Origin of the sequence: Janthinobacterium aestuarii (assembly GCF_051380835.1) — a bacterium.
GTDB classification, from domain to species: Bacteria; Pseudomonadota; Gammaproteobacteria; order Burkholderiales; family Burkholderiaceae_D; genus Janthinobacterium; species Janthinobacterium aestuarii.
Genome location: NZ_JBNYXU010000010.1, coordinates 169,621 through 189,435, shown reverse-complemented (window position 1 = coordinate 189,435; position 19,815 = coordinate 169,621). Strand labels below are relative to the sequence as shown.

Annotated in this window: 22 protein-coding genes, 1 tRNA gene and 1 pseudogene; 14 read left to right on the top strand and 10 right to left on the bottom strand. The window is 57.9% G+C overall.

Features of this window, described 5'->3' with window-relative positions; genetic code table 11:
• Positions 1-9: 9 nt before the first annotated feature.
• From catC to ACQ4WO_RS23640, 3 genes are all read left to right on the top strand, one after another.
• On the top strand, positions 10-300 hold the full coding sequence (catC, locus tag ACQ4WO_RS23650) for a muconolactone Delta-isomerase (protein WP_128140472.1): 291 nt from the start codon (positions 10-12) through the stop codon (positions 298-300).
• An 11-nt stretch (positions 301-311) separates the two neighbouring features.
• Positions 312-1,115 carry a 3-oxoadipate enol-lactonase gene (pcaD, locus tag ACQ4WO_RS23645; protein ID WP_436483467.1) on the top strand — a complete coding sequence of 268 codons (804 nt, stop codon included), beginning with the start codon at positions 312-314 and terminating at the stop codon, positions 1,113-1,115.
• 131 nt (positions 1,116-1,246) lie between these two features.
• The gene (locus ACQ4WO_RS23640; protein ID WP_436483466.1) at positions 1,247-2,650 is read left to right on the top strand and encodes a sodium:solute symporter family protein; all 1,404 of its coding nucleotides are present in this window, start codon (positions 1,247-1,249) and stop codon (positions 2,648-2,650) included.
• A 13-nt stretch (positions 2,651-2,663) separates the two neighbouring features.
• Here ACQ4WO_RS23640 and ACQ4WO_RS23635 read toward each other — a convergent pair whose 3' ends face one another.
• The 3 genes from ACQ4WO_RS23635 to ACQ4WO_RS23625 form a co-directional block, all read right to left on the bottom strand.
• Positions 2,664-4,058: a GntP family permease gene (locus tag ACQ4WO_RS23635; RefSeq protein WP_436483465.1), complete on the bottom strand. Its 1,395-nt coding sequence runs from the start codon at positions 4,056-4,058 to the stop codon at positions 2,664-2,666.
• 288 nt (positions 4,059-4,346) lie between these two features.
• On the bottom strand, positions 4,347-4,538 hold the full coding sequence (locus tag ACQ4WO_RS23630; protein WP_436483528.1) for a hypothetical protein: 192 nt from the start codon (positions 4,536-4,538) through the stop codon (positions 4,347-4,349).
• Between the two features lie 24 nt (positions 4,539-4,562).
• Positions 4,563-4,928: a hypothetical protein gene (locus tag ACQ4WO_RS23625; protein ID WP_436483464.1), complete on the bottom strand. Its 366-nt coding sequence runs from the start codon at positions 4,926-4,928 to the stop codon at positions 4,563-4,565.
• 97 nt (positions 4,929-5,025) lie between these two features.
• On the opposite strand from ACQ4WO_RS23625, the gene ACQ4WO_RS23620 reads away from it, so the two are divergent.
• The 4 genes from ACQ4WO_RS23620 to ACQ4WO_RS23605 all read left to right on the top strand — a co-directional run bounded on the left by ACQ4WO_RS23620 (position 5,026) and on the right by ACQ4WO_RS23605 (position 8,495).
• Positions 5,026-6,411, top strand: coding sequence for a ParB N-terminal domain-containing protein (locus ACQ4WO_RS23620; protein WP_436483463.1), 1,386 nt, complete (start codon positions 5,026-5,028; stop codon positions 6,409-6,411).
• Positions 6,412-6,470: 59 nt separating this feature from the next.
• Positions 6,471-7,325 (top strand): DNA adenine methylase, encoded by an 855-nt coding sequence (locus ACQ4WO_RS23615; RefSeq protein ID WP_436483462.1) that lies wholly within the window; start codon positions 6,471-6,473, stop codon positions 7,323-7,325.
• 30 nt (positions 7,326-7,355) lie between these two features.
• Entirely contained in the window at positions 7,356-8,045 is a 690-nt protein-coding gene (locus tag ACQ4WO_RS23610; RefSeq protein WP_436483461.1) for a hypothetical protein, read from the top strand.
• A 114-nt stretch (positions 8,046-8,159) separates the two neighbouring features.
• The gene (locus ACQ4WO_RS23605; RefSeq protein WP_436483527.1) at positions 8,160-8,495 is read left to right on the top strand and encodes a tyrosine-type recombinase/integrase; all 336 of its coding nucleotides are present in this window, start codon (positions 8,160-8,162) and stop codon (positions 8,493-8,495) included.
• A gap of 26 nt (positions 8,496-8,521) precedes the next feature.
• Here ACQ4WO_RS23605 and ACQ4WO_RS23600 read toward each other — a convergent pair.
• The 4 genes and pseudogenes from ACQ4WO_RS23600 to ACQ4WO_RS23585 form a co-directional block, all read right to left on the bottom strand.
• Positions 8,522-9,582 (bottom strand): annotated as a pseudogene (locus ACQ4WO_RS23600) (IS3 family transposase).
• Positions 9,583-9,610: 28 nt separating this feature from the next.
• Positions 9,611-9,928 carry a hypothetical protein gene (locus tag ACQ4WO_RS23595; RefSeq protein WP_436483460.1) on the bottom strand — a complete coding sequence of 106 codons (318 nt, stop codon included), beginning with the start codon at positions 9,926-9,928 and terminating at the stop codon, positions 9,611-9,613.
• Positions 9,929-10,139: 211 nt separating this feature from the next.
• Positions 10,140-10,216: transfer RNA gene (locus ACQ4WO_RS23590), tRNA-Pro, on the bottom strand.
• Between the two features lie 72 nt (positions 10,217-10,288).
• Positions 10,289-12,382, bottom strand: coding sequence for an AsmA family protein (locus ACQ4WO_RS23585; RefSeq protein WP_436483459.1), 2,094 nt, complete (start codon positions 12,380-12,382; stop codon positions 10,289-10,291).
• A gap of 120 nt (positions 12,383-12,502) precedes the next feature.
• On the opposite strand from ACQ4WO_RS23585, the gene ACQ4WO_RS23580 reads away from it, so the two are divergent.
• Complete coding sequence (locus tag ACQ4WO_RS23580; RefSeq protein WP_436483458.1) at positions 12,503-12,874, top strand: ArsR/SmtB family transcription factor; 372 nt, start codon at positions 12,503-12,505, stop codon at positions 12,872-12,874.
• The gene (arsC, locus tag ACQ4WO_RS23575; protein WP_436483457.1) at positions 12,871-13,293 is read left to right on the top strand and encodes an arsenate reductase (glutaredoxin); all 423 of its coding nucleotides are present in this window, start codon (positions 12,871-12,873) and stop codon (positions 13,291-13,293) included. The genes ACQ4WO_RS23580 and arsC overlap by 4 nt, the downstream gene beginning before the upstream one ends.
• A 49-nt stretch (positions 13,294-13,342) precedes the next feature.
• Here arsC and ispB read toward each other — a convergent pair whose 3' ends face one another.
• Positions 13,343-14,332 (bottom strand): octaprenyl diphosphate synthase, encoded by a 990-nt coding sequence (gene ispB, locus ACQ4WO_RS23570; protein WP_034754644.1) that lies wholly within the window; start codon positions 14,330-14,332, stop codon positions 13,343-13,345.
• A 304-nt stretch (positions 14,333-14,636) separates the two neighbouring features.
• Here ispB and rplU point away from each other — a divergent pair, with 304 nt between their 5' ends.
• The 5 genes from rplU to proB all read left to right on the top strand — a co-directional run bounded on the left by rplU (position 14,637) and on the right by proB (position 18,051).
• On the top strand, positions 14,637-14,948 hold the full coding sequence (rplU, locus tag ACQ4WO_RS23565) for a 50S ribosomal protein L21 (RefSeq protein ID WP_034754730.1): 312 nt from the start codon (positions 14,637-14,639) through the stop codon (positions 14,946-14,948).
• A gap of 40 nt (positions 14,949-14,988) precedes the next feature.
• Entirely contained in the window at positions 14,989-15,261 is a 273-nt protein-coding gene (rpmA, locus tag ACQ4WO_RS23560) for a 50S ribosomal protein L27 (protein WP_070219281.1), read from the top strand.
• A gap of 111 nt (positions 15,262-15,372) precedes the next feature.
• Positions 15,373-16,482 (top strand): GTPase ObgE, encoded by a 1,110-nt coding sequence (gene obgE, locus ACQ4WO_RS23555; protein WP_436483456.1) that lies wholly within the window; start codon positions 15,373-15,375, stop codon positions 16,480-16,482.
• 12 nt (positions 16,483-16,494) lie between these two features.
• Positions 16,495-16,905: a hypothetical protein gene (locus ACQ4WO_RS23550; protein ID WP_128140466.1), complete on the top strand. Its 411-nt coding sequence runs from the start codon at positions 16,495-16,497 to the stop codon at positions 16,903-16,905.
• Between the two features lie 27 nt (positions 16,906-16,932).
• Positions 16,933-18,051: a glutamate 5-kinase gene (gene proB, locus ACQ4WO_RS23545; protein ID WP_086137518.1), complete on the top strand. Its 1,119-nt coding sequence runs from the start codon at positions 16,933-16,935 to the stop codon at positions 18,049-18,051.
• A gap of 150 nt (positions 18,052-18,201) precedes the next feature.
• Here the strand turns inward: proB and nth are convergent, their stop codons facing one another.
• Positions 18,202-18,849, bottom strand: a complete 648-nt coding sequence (nth, locus tag ACQ4WO_RS23540; protein ID WP_034754654.1) for an endonuclease III — start codon at positions 18,847-18,849, stop codon at positions 18,202-18,204.
• A complete protein-coding gene (rsxB, locus tag ACQ4WO_RS23535) occupies positions 18,846-19,577 on the bottom strand; it encodes an electron transport complex subunit RsxB (protein ID WP_436483455.1) in 732 nt (243 codons plus the stop codon). The genes nth and rsxB overlap by 4 nt, the downstream gene beginning before the upstream one ends.
• Positions 19,578-19,815 lie beyond the last annotated feature (238 nt).

Below are 19,815 nucleotides of genomic sequence, written 5' to 3'. Positions count from 1 at the left end.
GGAGAAACCATGTTATTCCATGTACGCATGAACGTGAACCTGCCCTTGAGCATGCCCGCCGAGCAGGCGGCGCAACTGAAACAGACGGAAAAGGAACTGGCCCAGCGCCTGCAGCACGAGGGCAAGTGGCGCCATCTGTGGCGCATCGCCGGCCAGTACGCCAACGTTAGCGTCTTCGACGTGGACAGCGTGGACGAGCTGCATAATTTGCTCACTTCCCTGCCGCTGTTCCCTTACATGCAGATCGACGTGATGCCGCTGTGCCGCCATCCCTCGTCGGTGCGCGGCGACGATTCCTGAGGAGACATGCCATGACGCAGATAGGCAATGACACTGTCGGGAAAACGTGCGACGTGGACGGTATTCGCCTGCATTACCGCACGGATGGCGAGCGCGGCAAGCCTTGCCTGGTCCTGTCGAATTCCCTCGGCACCGACCTGTCCATGTGGGATGCGCAGGCGGCCGCGCTGAGCGACGACTTTTTTGTCGTGCGCTACGATACGCGCGGCCATGGCCGGTCGGCCAGCGGCAGCGCGCCGTTCGGCATCGAGCGGCTGGGGCTGGACGTGGTGGCGCTGCTCGACCACCTCGATATCGAACGCGCCGCCTTCTGCGGCATTTCCATGGGCGGCTTGACGGGCCAGTGGCTGGGCATACACCAGCCGCGGCGTTTGACGAAGCTCGTGCTGGCCAATACGGCGGCGCGCATCGGCGGCGCCGCGCCGTGGCAGCTGCGATCGGAGCAAGTGCGCCGCGACGGCATGGCCGCGGTGGCCGAGAGCGCCGCCACGCGCTGGTTCACGCCGCAGTTTATCGAACGCGAAGCGGACACGGTGGCGCGCATGACCGGCATTTTGCACGGCCAGGATGCGGGCGGTTACGCGGCCTGTTGCGACCTGCTGGCCCAGACGGATTTGCACGACGGCGTCGGCACGATCGCCGTGCCGACCTTGATCATCGCGGGCGAGCACGATCCCGTGACCACCATCGACGACGGGCGCTGGCTGCAGCAGCAGATCGCGGGTTCCCGCCTGGCAAGCCTGCCCGCCTCGCATATCTCGAACATCGAAGCAGCGGATTTGTTTACAGCGCAGTTGCGGACATTTTTATTGTGAGGCTTGCTGTACCGTATCGGTACGGCGGGAATGTGGTTTTCCCCTGAGCACCGCCGCCGGCTGGTCCGGCATGCGGCAGGGGAAGCTTTCTTGAAAAATAATAATAAGAAAAGCAGACTTGGAGTAGACGGATGGAAAACAGATTGATCATCATCGCCGCGGTCACGGTGGGCTATTTCGCCCTCATGTCGTACATTACCTATAGCGTGCGCAAGCATGCCAACAGCGCCGAGGGCATGACGGCGGGCGGGCGCAACTATCCCGCCTTCCTGATCGGCGCCTTGCTGCTGTCGGAGTTCATCGGCAGTTCCGTCAGCATCGGCACGGCCCAGAAGGGCTATGAACTGGGCATTTCCGCCGCCTGGAACCTGGTGGCGCTGTCGTTGGGCTTTTTCCTGCTGGCCATCGTGCTGGTCAAAAAATACAAGGAAAGCGGGCAGTCGACGATTTCCGGCATCCTCGCGCAAACCTACGGCGAGCCCGTTCGCTATGCGGCGTCCATCCTCACCATCGTCGCGCTGAGCATCGTTGCCGTGGCCCTGTACGCGAGCGGCGGCGCCGTGCTGGCGGCCGTGCTGCACATCAATAAAACGGTGGCTATTTTGCTGGTCGGCGCCATCACCGTGATCTATGTCAGCCTGGGCGGCATGCGCTCGGTCGTGTATACCAATTTTGCCCACTCCATCGTCAAGTACCTGGGCGTGATCCTGGCGCTGGCGTATGCCCTGGAAGCAACAGGCGGCATCGGCGCGCTGCAGGCGCAGCTGCCGGCCAAGATGTTCAACTGGGTCGAGATCGGCTGGGGCCAGATCATCGCCTGGATGATCGGCGGCATCGGTTCCATCTTTGCCACGCAATACGTGATCCAGGCCCTGGTCAGCACGGACAACCCGGCCGTGGCCAAGCGCGCCTGTTATTACGTGTCGTCGCTGATGATACCGTTCGGCCTGATGGCGGCCCTGATCGGCATGTGCAGCGCCGTGCTGTATCCGGGCATGAAGTCGATCGACGCGTTTCCCACCATGATCGCCCACATGCCGGCGTTTTCCGCCAGCATCATGATCGTCGGCCTGGCCGGCGCCCTGTTCGGCGGCATTTCCGCCACCACCCTAGCATCGGCCACCCTGGCCATGAAGGATTTTTATGATCCCTGGTACAACAAGGCCAAGAACGACGCGAAATCGCTGATGTTCCTGCGCATCGCCATCGTCGTGGCGGGATTGCTGCCGCTGGTGCTGGCGCTGTATGCGGAAAAACTGCTGATGATCGCCTTCCTCGGCAAGGCCCTGCGCGCCACCCTGGCCGTGCTGGTGCTGATGGCCTTCTATGCGCCGAAATTCGGCACGCCGCGCGGCGCCTTTGTCGGCGTGATCGTCTCCGTGATCGCCACCATCGGCTGGTTCCTGGCCGGCAATCCGTATGGCGTGGACAGTTCCTACCTGGCGCTGGCCGGCCCGCTGCTGACCATGGGCATCAGCCATCTGTTCAAGCCGGCGCAAGCATTGGCAAAGCCGGCATCGTCGTCGCGGCTGTAGCTTGCCCCAACCCTCAGACCAGTCCCGTCATGTAATAGATGGCAATGACGAGGAACACGGCCACCGTCTTGATGACGGTGATGCCGAAAATATCGCGGTAGGACTGGCGGTGCGTGAGGCCTGTGACGGCCAGCAGGGTGATCACGGCGCCATTGTGCGGCAAGGTATCCATGCCGCCGCTGGCCATGGCCACCACGCGGTGCATGACTTCGAGCGGAATATGCGCCTGCTGCGCGGCCTGGATGAAACTGTCCGACATGGCCGCCAGCGCGATGCTCATGCCGCCCGAGGCCGAGCCCGTGATGCCGGCCAGGGTCGTTACGGACACGGCCGCATTGACGAGCGGATCGGGCACGCTGCGCAAGGTATTGCTGACTGCAAGAAAACCGGGCAGGGCCGCGATGACGCCGCCGAAACCGTATTCGGACGCCGTATTCATGGCCGCCAGCAAGGCGCCGCCCACGGCTGCCTTCGTGCCTTCGGCAAAGGCGGCGCGAATGCGCCCGAAGGCCGTCACGCAGACGAGCAAAATTCCCAGCAACAAGGCGCCTTCCACGGCCCAGATACCCGTCACGGCGCCTATCGACGTCGACACGGGCGCATGCAAGCCCGGCAGGGCCTCGGCGGTAAGCACGTAGCTGGCGCCATACCATTGGGGAATCAGTTTGGTCAGCGCAAAGTTGGCCACACCGACGAGCACCAGAGGCGCCACCGACAGCAGCGGATGGGGCAGGTCGCCCACGTCGGCCGTGGCCTTGTCGGCCTCGGCCCCATAGCCTTCGCCCGTCGCCATGACGGAGCGCCGGCGCCATTCGAGGAAAGCCAGTCCCATGATCACCGTCAGCACGGCGCCGATGGTGCCCAGCCATGGCGCGGCCCAGCCGGTCGTGTTGAAGAAGGTGGTCGGGATGATGTTCTGGATCTGCGGCGTGCCCGGTAACGTATCCATGGTGAACGAAAACGCGCCCAGGGCAATGGCACCCGGCATCAGCCGCTTGGGGATATTGCTCTGGCGGTACAGCTCGGCCGCAAACGGATACACGGCAAACACCACGACGAACAGCGATACGCCGCCGTACGTCAGCGCCGCGCACACGGCAACGATGGCGGCATTCGCGCGCGCACTGCCGATATAGCGAATGGCGGCCACGACGATGGACTGGGAAAAGCCGGACAGCTCGATCAGTTTACCGAACACCGCGCCGAGCAAAAAGACGGGGAAGTACAGCTTGATAAAGCCCACCATCTTTTCCATGAAGATGCCGCTGAAGACGGCCGGCACGGCCGACGGATCTGTCAGCAGCACGGCGCCCAGCGCGGCGACGGGCGCAAACAGGATCACGCTGTAGCCCCGGTAGGCGGCCAGCATGAGGAAGGCCAGTGCGGCCAGAACTATCAGGAAAGACATCGGTCAGGCCCTTGCGCGAGAAGTGGTTAAGATATTAATAGTGAAATTAATAACATACTTCTCGGCAACCCGCCAACGCGCAGGTCAAGGTGCAAGCAGTTCAAGCTGGCGCAGTGAGGGAAGAGGCTGGTCGGGGTGAGAGGATTCGAACCTCCGGCCTCTGCGTCCCGAAGAATGCGGATTTAACACAGGCACCGCATAAACACTGGCTTCTATGGTCAAGTACTACACTGCTGTACTACACTGACCAGCTGCTGAAAATGTAACACTACAGCAGCTGATGGTCGATCACTTCTTCACGAAGCCTTTGCGCAGCGCGCCGCTCATCACTTCGATCTGGGCGTCCAACTCGCCAGCAGTTACAGCAGCTTTCAGCGTTTCCAGCGTCGGAATCAGGTCAGCTTGCACGGACAGCTCGATAGCCACTTTACCCTTAGCCAGTTCCAGCGGCTTAGTACCGTATTTGACGACCAGACACAGCTTGCCGCTGTCATCGGTGAACCACTAAGGTTTGACGCGCTTCGGCATTTCGACGCTTTTGCGCTCGCCCGATTCCTGATCGGTGACTTTGCGACTGCGCGTTGGCGCGTACAGGCTGCCGTCTTGCTGGGCACGAGCGTAAGCAACCTGTTTGTTCAGTTTCGTGATGAGCATGCTTCGACGGCGTGCGATTGGCGATACAGGGGCAGGGCGTTTAGCAGTAACGATTTTCAAGCTGTTCAGCAGGGATATTTTAGCCATCCTTAGTAGTTGTTCATGTAAAGGACGGTGCGCTTTGATTGGTAAAAAATTAACAATAGAGTGATTTTCTAGATGAAATAGTTCTATGTTAGTTATATTTTGTGGAAATTGGTTAGATTTGCTATGCATCTGAATGTTATGCTGAGCGGCAAATTTCCTGAAACGTAAGTTAGAAAAACCGTCTCAGCGGAAAGATTTTCTATCTCTTTAGGCACGGAATTTAGTTATGGTTACGACACAAGGTAGCAGCCGCAAAAAAGAATCTGCCATAATTTTGGGCGACCAAGTGGTGTCGATCAATCGCCTGCATCTCGATCCCCAGAATCCTCGGCATGATCCTTTGGCTGGTGACGCTGAAGTGATCGCGCAACTTTGCAACGCTGAAATGGTTGCTGAACTTGCACAGGATATCGCAAGACGCGGGGCGTTGAGTCCGCTTGATATCATGGGCGTGATCCCGGTTGTTGGGCATCCCGGTCATTTCGTGACTGTTGAAGGCAATCGCCGTACCTGTGCTTTGATTTTACTGTCAGACCCTAGCCGTGCTCCAACAACAGCTTTGCAAGCGCAGATGCGAAAGATATCATCTTCTACTAAAGTGCCGAACCCGATCAAAGTTCATGTATTCCCTGACCGTGCAGCAGCCAAACAGTGGATAGACTTGCGTCACCTTGGGCTGCAAGGCGGTATCGGAACGCGCGAATGGGATGCGGATCAAAAAACGAGAGCTAGCGGAGATAGTACTCGTACATCCTCTCGTGCCAACACATTGGCTTTAGCAGTCTTGGATCGGCTATCGCTATTGGGGAAACTTACAGCTGCTCAACGCGAGCAGGTCAGCCTTACTACCATTACCAGATATTTAGGTACTCCAGGTGTTCGCGCCATCATTGGACTCGGTAGTGCAAACGAATTGATTTATACGCATGACGCCGCAGAAGTTGATGAGGCGTTGTTACGGCTCGTGTTGGATAGTATTGTGTCTCAAGCTTCCGGAGGCTTTGCTGTCAACTCGCGGAGCGGAAGTGCCGATCGAGTTGGGTATGCAAACACCTTAAAAAAGGAGGGAATTGCTCCGACAACTCCTCTGCCTAGCCCTAGTGCAGTACCCGCGCCGGTCGCTGGCGCAGCGAGTGCTTCGATTCCGCTGCCGACGCCGGGTGGGCAGAAACGTAGTGCACGGAATCCTGCAAATTTACGTACATTGTTCGACAGTAGCTTCCTTGTGAAGCATCGTGATCCTGTGCTGTTAAGATTGCGAAAAGAATGTCTTGAGCTTCAGTTGGAAGACTTTCCGTTCAGTGGCAACTATCTTCTACGCGCTATCGTTGAGCAAATTATGGTGCTGTTTGCAAAAAAACGAGGAAAGTACAACTCGAATATGACTGATGATGCCCTAACCCAGACGTGTGCCGCTGAGTTGAAAGCAATGGGCACTAGCGGTAAAGCACTTGGTGTGATCAATAAAGCGGCTGGCAGCGCTGCTACTCCATACAGCTTACATAGCCTGGGACATGCTGTGCATGGTGGATCTATCCCAACTCGGCAAAGTCTCAGGGCACATGCAGATACCTGGCTTCCGTCACTTAGGGTGATGTTAGATGCGCTATAATTCGGCCCCTTCAATGCCGCTGAGTATGAGACGTTTAAAGTCTCATCGGACTTAATTATATGCCAGTTACTGATTCACCATTGCGTTATCCCGGCGGAAAGACTCAACTAAGTCCATTTGTCGTTGACTTAGTGCGAACCAATGGCCTTTATGGTGGAGTTTACGCTGAACCATTTGCGGGTGGAGCTGGCATTGCATGGCGGTTATTGCTAAATGGTGATATGACTGAGGTTTGGTTAAATGACATTGACCCTGTTATATTTGCTTTCTGGGATGCTGTCATTAATCGTCCAGATCCGCTATGCGAGCTTATACTGCGCAAAGATGTGACAATTGATGAGTGGCATCGACAGCGTGCGATTCTTTCAAGTTCACAATCTTCGCCTTTAGAATTAGCTTATGCAACTCTATTTTTAAACCGGACAAATAGATCAGGGATACTCAAAGCTGGCGTAATTGGTGGAAAGAACCAAGACGGAAACTATAAGCTTGATTGTCGCTTCAATAAAAACGATTTGATACATAAAATCCAGCGAATTCATGTTTATCGCGATGTGATTAAATTCACTAGATTGGATGCTGAAGAATGTTTGAGAAAATGGAATAAAGAATTACCGAGTCGTGCATTGGTTAATATTGATCCTCCCTATTATAATCAAGGGAGGGATTTGTATTTGAGCTTTTATCAGCCTGAAGATCATGCCCGTTTGGCAAAATTAGTCCGTAGTTTAAAGATTAAATGGATGCTTACTTATGATGAGGCGCCCGAAATCGAAAAACTCTATTCGGGATTGCCATTGTATAGAAAGAATTTGGTTTATTATGCACAGGTAAAACGTCGTGCTTCCGAGTTGCTTGTTCTTACACCTAAACTCTCCTTACCCAACTCCATGAAGGTCGGTTTAGCCGCTTAGAAGAATTTTCTATTGAATAATTGAGGTTCTATGCATCTACCATCGGCTCATGTTTTTTCTGTGCTTTCAGAAAAAGGTGTAACGAATCTTCATCATGCTAATAGTGTTGCAACGGCGTGTCAGTTCATTAAAGAAAAATCTTTACTGTCAAGGGGAACTGCGGAACGTAAGGGGACCACACAAACCACGCAATCTTCTGATAGTTTGGATCGTATATATAGCATTTGGTTTGACGTTTTTCTTGACTCGGTTGATATCCATAATAGAGCTAGTCGTGCAAATGTATATGGTCCAGTATTGTTTGAATTTTCTGTTGGGATAATAGATAAAAATAAAACAGGGCGACTTTGGGTGACTAAGTTAAACCCGACTAAGTGGGCTGACAAAGCCGAAGAGCAGCGCTGGTTTCAAAGTAAAGCTGATTTGGAAGAGAATTTTGTTTTGGGTCGGTTTGATCAAATGGTTCTTGCAAGGCACTCAGGAGGTGAACTTCCCTTCGGGAAATATCTAAAAAGAATTGTGCTTGATGATCCTAAACATACGACAGATTCAAATGTAGATGTTTACAGTATGGCGGTAGGGGCCTTACGGTTAGCGATGCAGGACGCTGGGCTTGATGTTCCGATTGTGCGTCGCCAATGCCGTGATCAATGCAGATGTGTAGAATACTGGACGCAAGATGAGGACAGGCTATTGAAAATGTTTGATCCAAAAATCTAAGTTTTTTTGGAATATAAGAAAATTGCTAAATTCTTACATTGTCAGCTAACCTATTGAAATTAAAGGCATTTGTTTGCCATCACTTTTCCGTTGATTTATTGAACAAAAGGTTTCATCTTTAGGTGCATTAAATACTTTTGTTTTTTATATGGCACAAGCAAAACACTTACCAAGAAAGAACTTAAACGCATCCTTGCGTTTATTTCAGTTAAACGACACGCTGCTAGAAATCGGGCTATGTTGCTGATGACCCATTTAGCCGGAATGCGAGTTGGCGAGGTCGCAGCGCTACGCGTCAGCGATGTACGGTTGGAAGACGAGGTTGTTAAGTCTGAAATTCGGCTTCTTCCAGAACAGACGAAAGGGCATCGGGCGCGTACGGTGTTCCTAAACGAGCGCTTGCAAAATAAAGTGGATCCATCAGTCAAGACACTTTGCCGACTAATTTAAGCTGCACCCGTTTCCGCTGCTTCAGCTCATCGGCGCTGACCCGTATTGCTCTTTTCCTGTGACTTCTTATCGTCATCACCGAACCGGTCGACGATCAGCGCACCGCCGCCGATGCCGTCGCGGTAGACTTGTCGGGAGTCTGGTAGCCCAGCGACTGGTGCGGTCGCTCAGCGTTATAGAACGCGAAATACTGTGCCAGGCCCACCATCAATTCCGCCATGTTGGCGTACCCCTTCAGGTACACAACCTCGTACTTCACGTTGCGCCACAGGCGCTCGACAAAGATGTTATCCGGTGCTCGTCCGCGCCCGTCCATGCTGATGGCGACGCCTTAGCGCTTGAGCACGTCGGTGAAGGCCTCGCTGGTGAATTGTGAACCCTGGTCGCTGTTGAACACTTCCAGCGTGCCATGGCGGCGCAAGGCCTCCTCCAGGCAATCCACGCAGAACGACGCGTCCATGCTGTTGCTGATGCGCCTGGACAGCACATTGCGGCTGTACCAGTCGATGATCGCCACCAGATACGCGAAGCCCCGCGCCAACCGGATGTAGGTGATATCCGTCGACCACACCTGGTTAGGGCGCGTCACCGGCACGCCGCGCAACAGGTATGGATAGACCTTGTGCCGTGGATGCGTATGGCTCGTGTTTGGTCCCGGCGCCATGCCCGCCAGCCCCATGCCGCGCATCAGGCGGTGCACGTGCTTGCGGTTGACCACATGGCCAGTCGCGCGCAGGAACACGACCATGCGCCTGCCGCCATAAAAAGGCCGGCTGGTGTATTGCTCGTCAATCAGTGCGCGCAGCTTCAGGTCGCTCTCGTCCTCGCATGCCTGCCGGGATGCCGCGTCGATCCGGCGGTACACCGTTGCGCGCGGCACGCTTGCCAGCTCGCATTGGCGCGTCAGCGGCAGCTTCTCGAGCCCGGCTTCGATTCAGCCCAAGCGCGCCTCCTGGCCCACCAGCACCGGATGCACGCCGAACTCTTGCGCGATTTCCGTCACCGTCTTGACGCCGCGAACGACCTCCAGACCGACCTTGGCCTTGAACTCGGCCGTGTGTACCCGACGTTTTTTACCTTCACTCATTTGCTGTCATCCTTTCACGGACCACAGCTTAAACCATTGTCTCAGATTCGGGATCCACTATATCGACAAAGAAGCCTCGGCTGTGTTCCACCCTCAGCTTAGCGCTCACAAGTTCAGCCTCCTTCAGGGAGTTCGCGTACAACACGTGGTCCTCGTGCCCCTTTTTGCGGATGCGGACCATGTAGTGGTCATCCAGGAGGATCAGCTTGGGTTTGAATTTTTGCATCCGCATGGACTGGCGGTAAGCTTCCGCATTTTTCTGCTTATCGTGGGGGAATATCTTCGTAAGATCGTCGCGGTTCTTGACCGAGACTTGGTAGTGCGAGCGATTTTCAATGGACGCCATGTCCGTACTCCATGAAGTTGTGGAGCACGGTATAGATCGATACCGATGGGATGAATTTTCGCGTTGGACGACACTTCGCTAAATGCCCCTGCAAATAAGCTCAGTTTTTGCAATCGCCACTTCGTCAGATGGTAACTGCCACTGATTTGCCACTGAATTGACTTCGAGGCGAGGTGGTATTGCAGTAACTAATTGTTTTGCAAGGATATTTTGGTCGGGGTGAGAGGATTCGAACCTCCGGCCTCTGCGTCCCGAACGCAGCGCTCTACCAGGCTGAGCCACACCCCGCTTTCCTTCATTACAGCAGATGGCGGGGCGGGTTTCAAGCGGCTGTATCAAGCCAGTTTGTTGCAAGCCTGCTTATTTCCTTTCCTGCTGCGCCTTCCTGATTTCCGCTTCGCTGAGTTTTTTTGCTGGCGCATTTGTCGCCGGCGAAGTCGGGGCCTTGCGGGTGGCGTTGGCTTGGGCCATGACGGCGGCGCAGTCCGTGTCCGGGGCCTTGTCGACGTTGACCAGCGGCAGCAGGGCGGCCAGCGGCGTGACGACCGTAGCGAGGGCCACGGCGGCGCCGGCTTTCAGGGCCAGCGGGCCTTTTTGCGGACCCACGTCCGGGTTCTTGAACGTGCCTTTCGCATACAGCGGCGTGCGCAGGGTGATGATGCGGGCGCCCTTGGTACGGGGGCGCACGTCGAGGTCCAGGGTTTCGGTGGCCAGGTTGACGTTGCCCGTGACATTTACGACGGCCGTGTCCGTGTCGAGCACGAAGCGGCGCACGTCGGCCTGGCCATTCGTGACGGCGAAATCGCTGGCCAGGCAGTTCAGGTGGACTTGCTTGTCGCCAAAGATTTTCACGAAGACGGCGTTGGCCAGGTTGAGGCCAGCCAGTTCCAGCATGAACTGGCTGACGGAGCCTTCGCTGACGGTGGCTGCCAGTTCGCCATTCGCGCTGGCCAGCATGGCCGAGACGGAATTGCCGTGGCCCGTCAGCGCCGCATCGCCATACACTTCACCGAAGCTCGCTTGCATCGATTGCAGCTTGGGGAACAGCTCGCGTATCTTGAGGTGGCGCGCCGCCACCTTGGCCTGCGCGGCGATGGTTTTTTGACGGCCGTCGAGCGTGATGTTCGAGGTGATGTTGCCGCCGGCCATGCCGAAATTGAGCGGCGTCAAACTCAGCACCTTGTCCTGCATGCGGATGTTGGCGACGATATCGTTGAGCGGGATATCGTGCGTGCGCACCAGTTTCTTGCCCGTGAATTTCACGTCGGCGTCGAGCGCATCCCATTTGGCCGTATTGAACTGTTCCACGGGCAAGGCTTTATTCCCGGGCTGCACGGGCGCCTTGCCGCGCGCCTGTTTGCGCGCATTGCTGTCGGCACCGATGGTGGGACCCAGGTCTTCCAGGCGCAGCTGCTGCGACGTCACTTCGCCGCGCAGCAGGGGCCGGGGCTGGCGTGGCAGATATTGCAGGGTGCCGGCCAGGTCGCTCTGGCCTACCGTGCCCTTGAAGTTTTGATAGGTCCAGTTCCAGCTGGCGCCGTCCTTCTTGCCCAGCAGGCGACCCTTGGTCGCGTAGTCCGGCGTTTCCGGCAGCAGCACGCCCGTCAGCGGGTACAGGTCGGCCATGCTGGCGCCGGCCAGGCTCAGCTGCAAATCGATGCCGGACAGCGAGCGCGGGTCCGTCAGCGTGCCATCGATGCTGGCCTTGTTCTTGCCCAGCACGGCATGCGCCTGCACGGGATACACGGTGTTGTTGTCGGTCAATGACAGCACGGCGCCCGCCTTGCCGCCGCCCGTCACGGGCGCCTTGCGGTAGCTGCCGCCCAGGGTGAAGGCGATGCCGTATTTTTGCACGGGCGCATTGCCTGGCGCATCGCCGGGCGTGGCGTCGGGCGCCGTCGAGCTGACCTTGGCGTGTACGTCGAGGGCGATGCCCTCGTCCAGATAGCGGATGACGCCGTCGCCGAAGGCCATGCGCTGAATTTCTACGTCCCATGCCGAAGGGCCGTTGTCTTTCAGGGTCCAGCTGTTGCTGCCGTCGGCGCGCCGTTGCAGGGCAATATTGGGTGCCTCGAGCGCGAGGTCCGTCAGCACCACGCGATGCTGCAACAGGGGCAAGGGATGGATGGCCACGTCGATACGTTTCGCGCTGGCCAGTTGCGGACCGGCCGTCGCCCAGTCCGGGTTGCTCATGCGCACGTCCTGCGCGCTGATGACGGGCCGCGGCACATAGCGGCGCCAGCCCGGCTCCGTCTTCAGCCCCTGCTGCCATTTCACCTGCAAGTCGCCGCCGATGACGAAGCTGCGGCCCGTGCTTTCCGACACCTTTTCGTTGATGTAGGGGCGGGCGCGGTTCCAGTCGAAGGTCAGCACGAAGATGACGACAATGGTGATCAGGGCGAGCAGGGCGGCCAGGCTCCAGCCGAGGATTTTGAGCGGGGTTGAGCGTGTCATGGTAAGCCAATCGCAATGATTTTTTCATCAAGGTAGACTGATAGGCCATGAAAGTCGGTGCGCTAGGTTACGTAAGGCACCTCGCTTGAAATGGTTCAATAATTCGACTATTATTGAAATATGGAAAATGAAAAATCAATTGCGGCGCAAGCCGAGCCACTGACAAGCACGGCCGCCATCGCAGCCTTGGCTGCGCTGGCGCAGGAATCGCGGCTTGCCGTGTTCCGCCTGCTGGTGCAGACAGGGCCGGAAGGCATGGCCGCGACGAAAATCGCCGAAGCGCTGGCGATAGCGCCATCGTCGCTGTCGTTTCACCTGAAAGAACTGGCGCACGCCAATCTGGTGACAGCGAGCAAGGCGGGCCGCTCCATCATCTACGCCGCCAACTATGCGGGCATGAACGGCTTGCTGGCCTTCCTGACCGAGAACTGCTGTGCTGGCGCGCCTTGCTGCGTCAGCGAACCACATTTATTGAAGGACATCACGACATGACGATCACGATTTATCACAACACGGCGTGCGGCACGTCGCGCAATACCCTGGCCCTGATCCGCAATACGGGCGTCGAGCCCGTCATCATCGATTACGTCAAGCATCCGCCATCGCGCGAGGAACTGGTCGACCTGATCGCGCGCGCGGGCCTTTCCGTGCGCGCCGTCATGCGCGACAAGGGCGCCCTGTACGACGAGCTGGGCCTGGCCAATCCTGAGCTCAGCGATGCAGCCATGCTGGACGCCATGCAAGCCCATCCTATTTTGATCAACCGTCCCATCGTCGTCACGGAACTGGGCGTGCGCCTGTGCCGGCCGTCGGAAAAGGTGCTGGAGATTCTGCCGCTGCCCCAGCAAGGCGCATTTGCCAAGGAAGATGGCCAGGCCGTGGTCGGCGCCGATGGCAAGCCGGTGAAATAAAAAAACGGCGCCAGTGGCGCCGTTTTGTATTGCACATAATAAAACGCGATCAGTGATTGCGGTCCACGGCAAACGAGCACAGTTGCAGCATCGATTGCTTGTAGACGCTGTCCGGCCAGCCGGCGATGGCGTCGGCTGCGCGCTGGCCGGCGATTTCCGCCTGCTTGCGCGTGTAGTCGAGGGCGCCGCTGCTGGTGATGGCCGTCAGGACGGTGTCGAAATGCTGTTCGTCGCCTTGCTCGATGCAGCTGCGCACCAGTTCACGCTGTTCCGGCGTACCGTTTTCCATCAGCCAGATCAGCGGCATGGTCGGTTTGCCTTCGCGCAGGTCGTCGCCCACGTTCTTGCCGATTTCGGCGGCGTCGCCTGCATAGTCGAGCACGTCGTCGATCAACTGGAAAGCCGTACCCAGCGAACGGCCGTATTCGGCGGCCGCTTCGATATCGTCTTCGCTGGCGCCGGCGATCAGGGCGCCCAGTTGCGCCGACGCTTCGAACAGCTTGGCTGTCTTCGAGCGGATGACGTTCAAATAGCTTTCTTGCGTCACGTCCGGATCGTGCATGTTCAGCAACTGCAGCACTTCGCCTTCGGCGATCACGTTGGTGGCGTCCGAGAGGATTTGCATGACGCGCATATTATTGAGCGACACCATCAGCTGGAACGAGCGCGAGTGCAGGAAGTCGCCCACCAGCACCGACGCGGCATTGCCGAACAGGGCATTGGCCGTCTGGCGTCCGCGGCGCATCGACGATTCATCGACGACGTCATCGTGCAGCAGGGTGGCCGTGTGGATGAATTCGACCACGGCGGCCAGTTCATGGTGCGCCGTGCCGCGATAGGCGTGGGCATTGGCCACCAGCAAAATCAGCACGGGACGGATGCGTTTGCCGCCTGCGCTGATGATGTATTCAGCGATCTGGTTGATCAGAATCACATCGGAGTGCAACTTTTGGCGGATCACCGTATTGACTGCATCCATATCGGCGGCAATCGTTTGCACGATGGTGTTTTGGTTAACGTGTTTGTTAGCGTCAGACAAGGCGAACCTGCATTAGATTGTGGGTGCCGCGATTATACGACAAGGCTTGCGCGTGCGTGACGTTTGCCTATGGCTGTAGGGCAATTGATTGATCTGGTTGGCACTGGCGCGCGTTTTGTTGTCCGCCTGGCGCAAGCCTGACATGATGGTCGGGTTGTCGACATACCACGATCATCGGCCTTTGTGAATAGTTTTTGACGCCATTTCTCAGTCCGTGTATAATCGCTGGTTCCCCCTGTTGTGTACGGCTTGCTTTGCACGGCAATGGGACAAATTCTTTCAACATTTGATGAGGTTTCAAATCATGTACGCGGTCATAAAAACCGGTGGCAAACAATACAAAGTTGTCGCTGGCGAAAAACTTAAAGTAGAACAGATACCGGCAGACATTGGTTCCGAAATCACCATCGATCAAGTTCTCGCAGTAGGCGCGGGCGACAGCATCAAGTTTGGTGCTCCATTGGTCGAAGGTGCAACGGTACTGGTTACGGTTGTGGCGCATGGTCGCCATGATAAGGTCAAAATTTTCAAGATGCGTCGTCGTAAGCACTACCAAAAGCATCAAGGCCATCGCCAGAATTTTACCGAAATCCAAATCGTTTCGATCAACGGCTAATCGCCGCTGTTTGAATTAATCAGCTATCAAGGAGTCTTAAATGGCACATAAAAAAGGCGGCGGCACAACGCGAAACGGCCGTGATTCAGAATCAAAGCGTCTGGGCGTTAAAGTCTACGGCGGCCAAGCTATCAATGCTGGCGGCATCATCATTCGTCAACGCGGCACCCCAGTGCGCGCCGGCGAAGGCGTAGGCATGGGCAAGGACCACACGTTGTTCGCGCTGATCGCGGGCAAAGTGAAGTTCGTTGTCAAAGGTGCTGGCTCGAAGCAATTCGTGACCGTTGTACCAAACGAAGCAGTACCAGCGTAATTCATCGCGGAGCCAGTTCGCTCCGCAATGATCGCATGATGTAAGGCGCAAGCCTTCAATCGAAAGGCTCTGCCCAAGGTAGAGCCTTTTTAGTTTTATGGCGGCAAAATTATGAAGTTTATCGACGAAGCAAAAATCGAAGTCATCGCGGGCGATGGCGGCAACGGCTGCGCCTCTTTCTGCCGTGAAAAATTCCGGCCTTTCGGCGGTCCCGATGGCGGCGATGGCGGCAAGGGCGGCACCATTTGGGCAGTCGCCGACCGCAATATCAACACGCTCGTCGATTTCCGCTTCTCCAAAATGCACAAGGCTCGCAATGGCGAGCCTGGCCGTGGCGCAGATTGCTATGGCAAGGGCGCCGATGACATCCACCTGCGCATGCCGGTCGGCACCTTGATCATCGACAACGCGAGCGGTGAAATCCTGGCCGATCTGACCGAGCACGGCCAGACCGAAATGCTGGCCAAGGGCGGCGAAGGCGGCTGGGGCAATATCCACTTCAAGTCCTCGACCAACCGCGCACCGCGCCAAAAAGGCGAGGGTAAGGAAGGCGAACGCCGCGAACTGCGCCTGGAACTGAAAGTCCTGGCTGACGTTGGCCTGCTGGGCATGCCGAACGCCGGCAAGTCGACCTTCATTTCGGCCGTCTCGAACGCGCGTCCGAAAATTGCCGATTACCCATTTACCACCCTGCACCCGAATTTGGGCGTGGTGCGCGTGTCGCACGAGAAGAGCTTTGTGATCGCCGACATTCCCGGCTTGATCGAAGGCGCTTCCGAAGGCGCGGGCCTGGGCCATCAATTCCTGCGCCACTTGCAGCGTACGGGTCTGCTGTTGCACATCGTCGACCTGGCGCCGTTTGAAACCAACGTCGATCCTGTCAAGGAAGCCAAGGCGCTGGTCAAGGAATTGCAGAAGTACGACGAGTCGCTGGTCGACAAGCCGCGCTGGCTGGTGTTGAACAAGCTCGACATGGTGCCGGAAGAAGAGCGCAAGAAGATCGTCAAGGACTTCCTCAAGCGTTTCGCGTGGAAAGGTCCCGTCTTCGAGATCTCCGCGCTGAACCATCAGGGTTGCCCGGAACTGGTGAATGCGATTTATCAGCATCTGGAAGAGAAGAAACACAGCGAAAGCCGTGCCGAAGAAACGCAGATGACCGAAGAAGCACGCGGTATCTCGTCGATCGACCCGGATGATCCGCGTTTCAAGATCCTCGACTAAGGCTTTACCCTGATGTCGGTACAGATGGCCGCTGCCGCGCCCGCACGCAAGCAAGCGTGGCAGCGCCGTGTATTGCATCTGATCGCGTATGCTTACGGGCTGAGCGCGGTCGCCTGCCTGCTGTTCGCCGATGCAATGGCGGCCGGCATGGGCATCTTCCTCAATGGCGTCAATGGCTACAGCCAGTTCTACGCTACGCATGTCGGTGTCTGGGGCGCTACCGCGCTCCTGGCGCTGTTCGCGGCACGGCAGGGCGAACCGCCTGTCCTCGGCGATATCACAGCAATGTTGCTCCTGGCGCAGCCCGCCGGCCGTCTGTTCGCGGCCATCAGCTTCGGCTTGCCCCAGGGTTTTGTGTTGTTCATGTGCGCAATGGAGCTGACGGCGGGGCTGGCCTTGCTGCTGCTGCGTCCTGCGCGCTGACGTCTATTAAGTGAAGAGCGCCGCCCCATGGATTCCGTGATTCAAAAAGCTACCCGCATCATCATCAAAGTCGGCTCCTCGCTGGTCACCAACGATGGCCGCGGACTCGACCATGCCGCCATCGCGCGCTGGGCCGCGCAGATTTCCGGCTTGCGCGCCCTGGGCAAGGAAGTCGTGCTCGTCAGCTCCGGCGCCATCGCCGAAGGCATGCTGCGCCTCGGTTTCGAGCAGCGTCCCACCGATATCCACGAATTGCAGGCGTGCGCCGCCGTCGGCCAGATGGGCCTGGCGCAAATCTATGAAAGCAGCTTCCGCGCCCACAGCCTCGGTACGGCGCAAGTGCTGCTCACGCACGCCGACCTGGCCGACCGCGAACGCTACCTCAATGCCCGCTCCACCCTGACGACCTTGCTGCGCCTGGGCGTGGTGCCGATCATCAATGAAAACGACACGGTCGTCACCGATGAAATCAAGTTCGGCGACAACGATACCCTGGGCGCCCTGGTGGCCAACCTGATCGAAGCCGATGCGCTGGTCATCCTGACGGACCAGCACGGCCTGTTCTCGGCCGACCCGCGCAAGGACCCGAACGCTTATCTGATCACGCAAGGCATCGCCGGCGATCCAGCCCTCGAAGCGATGGCCGGCGGCGCCGGCAGCAGCCTGGGGCGTGGCGGCATGCTGACGAAAATCCTCGCCGCCAAGCGCGCCGCCAAGTCCGGCGCCCATACGATCATCGCCTGGGGCCGCGACAGCGACGTGCTCAGCCGCCTGGCACAGGGCGAAGCGATCGGCACGCAGTTGCTGGCGCAAACGGGACAATTGACGGCGCGCAAGCAGTGGATGGCCGATCATCTGCATACGGCCGGCGCCGTCGTGCTGGACGCGGGCGCCGTGCAAAAGCTGCGCCAGGAAGGCAAGTCGCTGTTGCCGATCGGCGTGACGGGCGTGAATGGCGAATTCGGCCGCGGTGCCGTGATCACCTGCGTCGACGCGGACGGCGTGCCCGTGGCGCGCGGCCTGTCGAACTACACGAGCGGCGAAGCGCGCCGCATCATGCGCAAGCCGTCTACCGAGATCGAGTCCATCCTCGGCTATATGGAAGGCCATGAGCTGATTCACCGCGACAATATGGTGTTGCTGTAGGTCGGATTAGTCCAAAAGGGCGGATTAGGCCCAAAGGGCCGTAATCCGACAACATTGTTGGCACGGACCGCGGTGTTGTCGGGTTACGCCCTGCGGGCTAACCCGACCTGCGACGCAACGACAGCGGCCCATTCCGGCCGTTTTTTTTGACTACACCACGGCCGGCATCGGCGACTTGTCCTTGTAGTCGCACAGGTCGGCGATCATGCAGTTCCAGCATTGCGGCTTGCGCGCCGTGCATGTGTAGCGGCCGTGCAGGATCAGCCAGTGGTGGGCGTCGTGCAGGAATTCTTTCGGTACAAACTTCAATAATTTTTGCTCGACGATATCGACATTCTTGCCCGGCGCGATGCCGGTGCGGTTCGAGACGCGGAAGATATGCGTGTCGACGGCCATCGTCGGTTCGCCAAACGCCGTGTTCATGACCACATTGGCCGTCTTGCGGCCCACGCCGGGCAAGGCTTCCAGCGAGGCGCGGTCGCGAGGCACTTCGCCGCCGTGCTGCTCGAGCAGGATCTGGCAGGTGGCGATGACGTTCTTGGCCTTGGTGCGGAACAGGCCGATGGTGCGGATGTAGCTGGTCAGCTCGTCGACGCCCAGGGCCAGTATCTTGGCCGGCGTATTGGCGACCGGATACAGCAAACGGGTCGCCTTGTTGACGGACACGTCGGTCGCCTGCGCCGACAGCAGCACGGCGATCAGCAGCTCGAACGGCGTCGTGTATTCGAGTTCCGTTTTCGGGGAAGGATTGGCGGCGCGGAAGCGCGTAAAGATTTCCAGGCGTTTGGCGGCGTTCATGCGTCTTTTTTCGGCGTGTTGGGGGCTGACGGTGCGGTATCCGGGCTGGCGGCAGCGGCCTTGGCGCGCGCGCGCTCCATGGCGGCGGCGATGATGGCGCGCTTGCGCTCCTTTTCTGCCTGTTCATCTGGCGTGACGGGCATTTCCTGTGTCACTTCCTGCATCTTGGCGACGGCCTTGGCGGCCAGGCGCGCGTCGTTGGCCTCGGCTTCGCGGCGCAGGCGCTGTGTGCGGAAATCATGGCGCGCGCGCGCGTCGTCTGCCTCTGCCTGGCTCCAGGCATCCCAGCCCGTGGCGTCGCCGCTGACCGGGTACATGACGATGCAGTCGACGGGGCAAGGCGCCACGCACAGGTCGCAGCCCGTACACAGATCCGTGACCACCGTATGCATCTGCTTGGCGGCGCCGACGATGGCGTCCACGGGACAGGCCTGGATGCACAGGGTACAGCCGATACACAGCGATTCGTCGATATAGGCGACAGATCGCGGACGTTCGAGGCCGTTGACGGGATTGAGCGGAATAACTTTTTTGCCCAGCAAGCCGGCCAGGCGCGCGATGCCTTGCACGCCGCCCGGCGGGCACTGGTTGATGTCGGCGCTGCCGGCGGCAATCGCTTCCGCATACGGGCGGCAGCCGTTGTAGCCGCATTTGGTGCATTGCGTTTGCGGCAACAAGTCTTCGATCTGGTCGGCAAGTGAGGGAGAGGCAGGATGCGGCACGGTCATCTTCGATACGGTAAAACGCCATTATCGGCCATCTGGCGCGCGCACAAGTAAAAACCTGTTTCGTGACAGGGAATAAGGTGTGCCAAGGTGGCCTGTTGCTGCCGCGCCGCAATCGTATTTTATTTCCCATGGGAATGTCAAAGTGCAAATAAACAACTTTGCAATTTCTTTCTTTTGTGGGAGCATGATTTATCAAGTCAGTAATAAAAAAAGCCGACCGCCAGTCCTGTTGCCGCAC

Excerpts from the sequence above, each read along its gene's own strand:
- catC (WP_128140472.1), top strand. The coding sequence starts at position 10 with ATGTTATTCCATGTACGCATGAACGTGAACCTGCCCTTGAGCATGCCC.
- pcaD (WP_436483467.1), top strand. The coding sequence starts at position 312 with ATGACGCAGATAGGCAATGACACTGTCGGGAAAACGTGCGACGTGGAC.
- ACQ4WO_RS23640 (WP_436483466.1), top strand. The coding sequence starts at position 1,247 with ATGGAAAACAGATTGATCATCATCGCCGCGGTCACGGTGGGCTATTTC.
- ACQ4WO_RS23635 (WP_436483465.1), bottom strand. The coding sequence starts at position 4,058 with ATGTCTTTCCTGATAGTTCTGGCCGCACTGGCCTTCCTCATGCTGGCC.
- ACQ4WO_RS23625 (WP_436483464.1), bottom strand. The coding sequence starts at position 4,928 with ATGCATAGCAAATCTAACCAATTTCCACAAAATATAACTAACATAGAA.
- ACQ4WO_RS23620 (WP_436483463.1), top strand. The coding sequence starts at position 5,026 with ATGGTTACGACACAAGGTAGCAGCCGCAAAAAAGAATCTGCCATAATT.
- ACQ4WO_RS23615 (WP_436483462.1), top strand. The coding sequence starts at position 6,471 with ATGCCAGTTACTGATTCACCATTGCGTTATCCCGGCGGAAAGACTCAA.
- ACQ4WO_RS23610 (WP_436483461.1), top strand. The coding sequence starts at position 7,356 with ATGCATCTACCATCGGCTCATGTTTTTTCTGTGCTTTCAGAAAAAGGT.
- ACQ4WO_RS23595 (WP_436483460.1), bottom strand. The coding sequence starts at position 9,928 with ATGGCGTCCATTGAAAATCGCTCGCACTACCAAGTCTCGGTCAAGAAC.
- ACQ4WO_RS23585 (WP_436483459.1), bottom strand. The coding sequence starts at position 12,382 with ATGACACGCTCAACCCCGCTCAAAATCCTCGGCTGGAGCCTGGCCGCC.
- ACQ4WO_RS23580 (WP_436483458.1), top strand. The coding sequence starts at position 12,503 with ATGGAAAATGAAAAATCAATTGCGGCGCAAGCCGAGCCACTGACAAGC.
- arsC (WP_436483457.1), top strand. The coding sequence starts at position 12,871 with ATGACGATCACGATTTATCACAACACGGCGTGCGGCACGTCGCGCAAT.
- rplU (WP_034754730.1), top strand. The coding sequence starts at position 14,637 with ATGTACGCGGTCATAAAAACCGGTGGCAAACAATACAAAGTTGTCGCT.
- rpmA (WP_070219281.1), top strand. The coding sequence starts at position 14,989 with ATGGCACATAAAAAAGGCGGCGGCACAACGCGAAACGGCCGTGATTCA.
- obgE (WP_436483456.1), top strand. The coding sequence starts at position 15,373 with ATGAAGTTTATCGACGAAGCAAAAATCGAAGTCATCGCGGGCGATGGC.
- ACQ4WO_RS23550 (WP_128140466.1), top strand. The coding sequence starts at position 16,495 with ATGTCGGTACAGATGGCCGCTGCCGCGCCCGCACGCAAGCAAGCGTGG.
- proB (WP_086137518.1), top strand. The coding sequence starts at position 16,933 with ATGGATTCCGTGATTCAAAAAGCTACCCGCATCATCATCAAAGTCGGC.
- nth (WP_034754654.1), bottom strand. The coding sequence starts at position 18,849 with ATGAACGCCGCCAAACGCCTGGAAATCTTTACGCGCTTCCGCGCCGCC.
- rsxB (WP_436483455.1), bottom strand. The coding sequence starts at position 19,577 with ATGACCGTGCCGCATCCTGCCTCTCCCTCACTTGCCGACCAGATCGAA.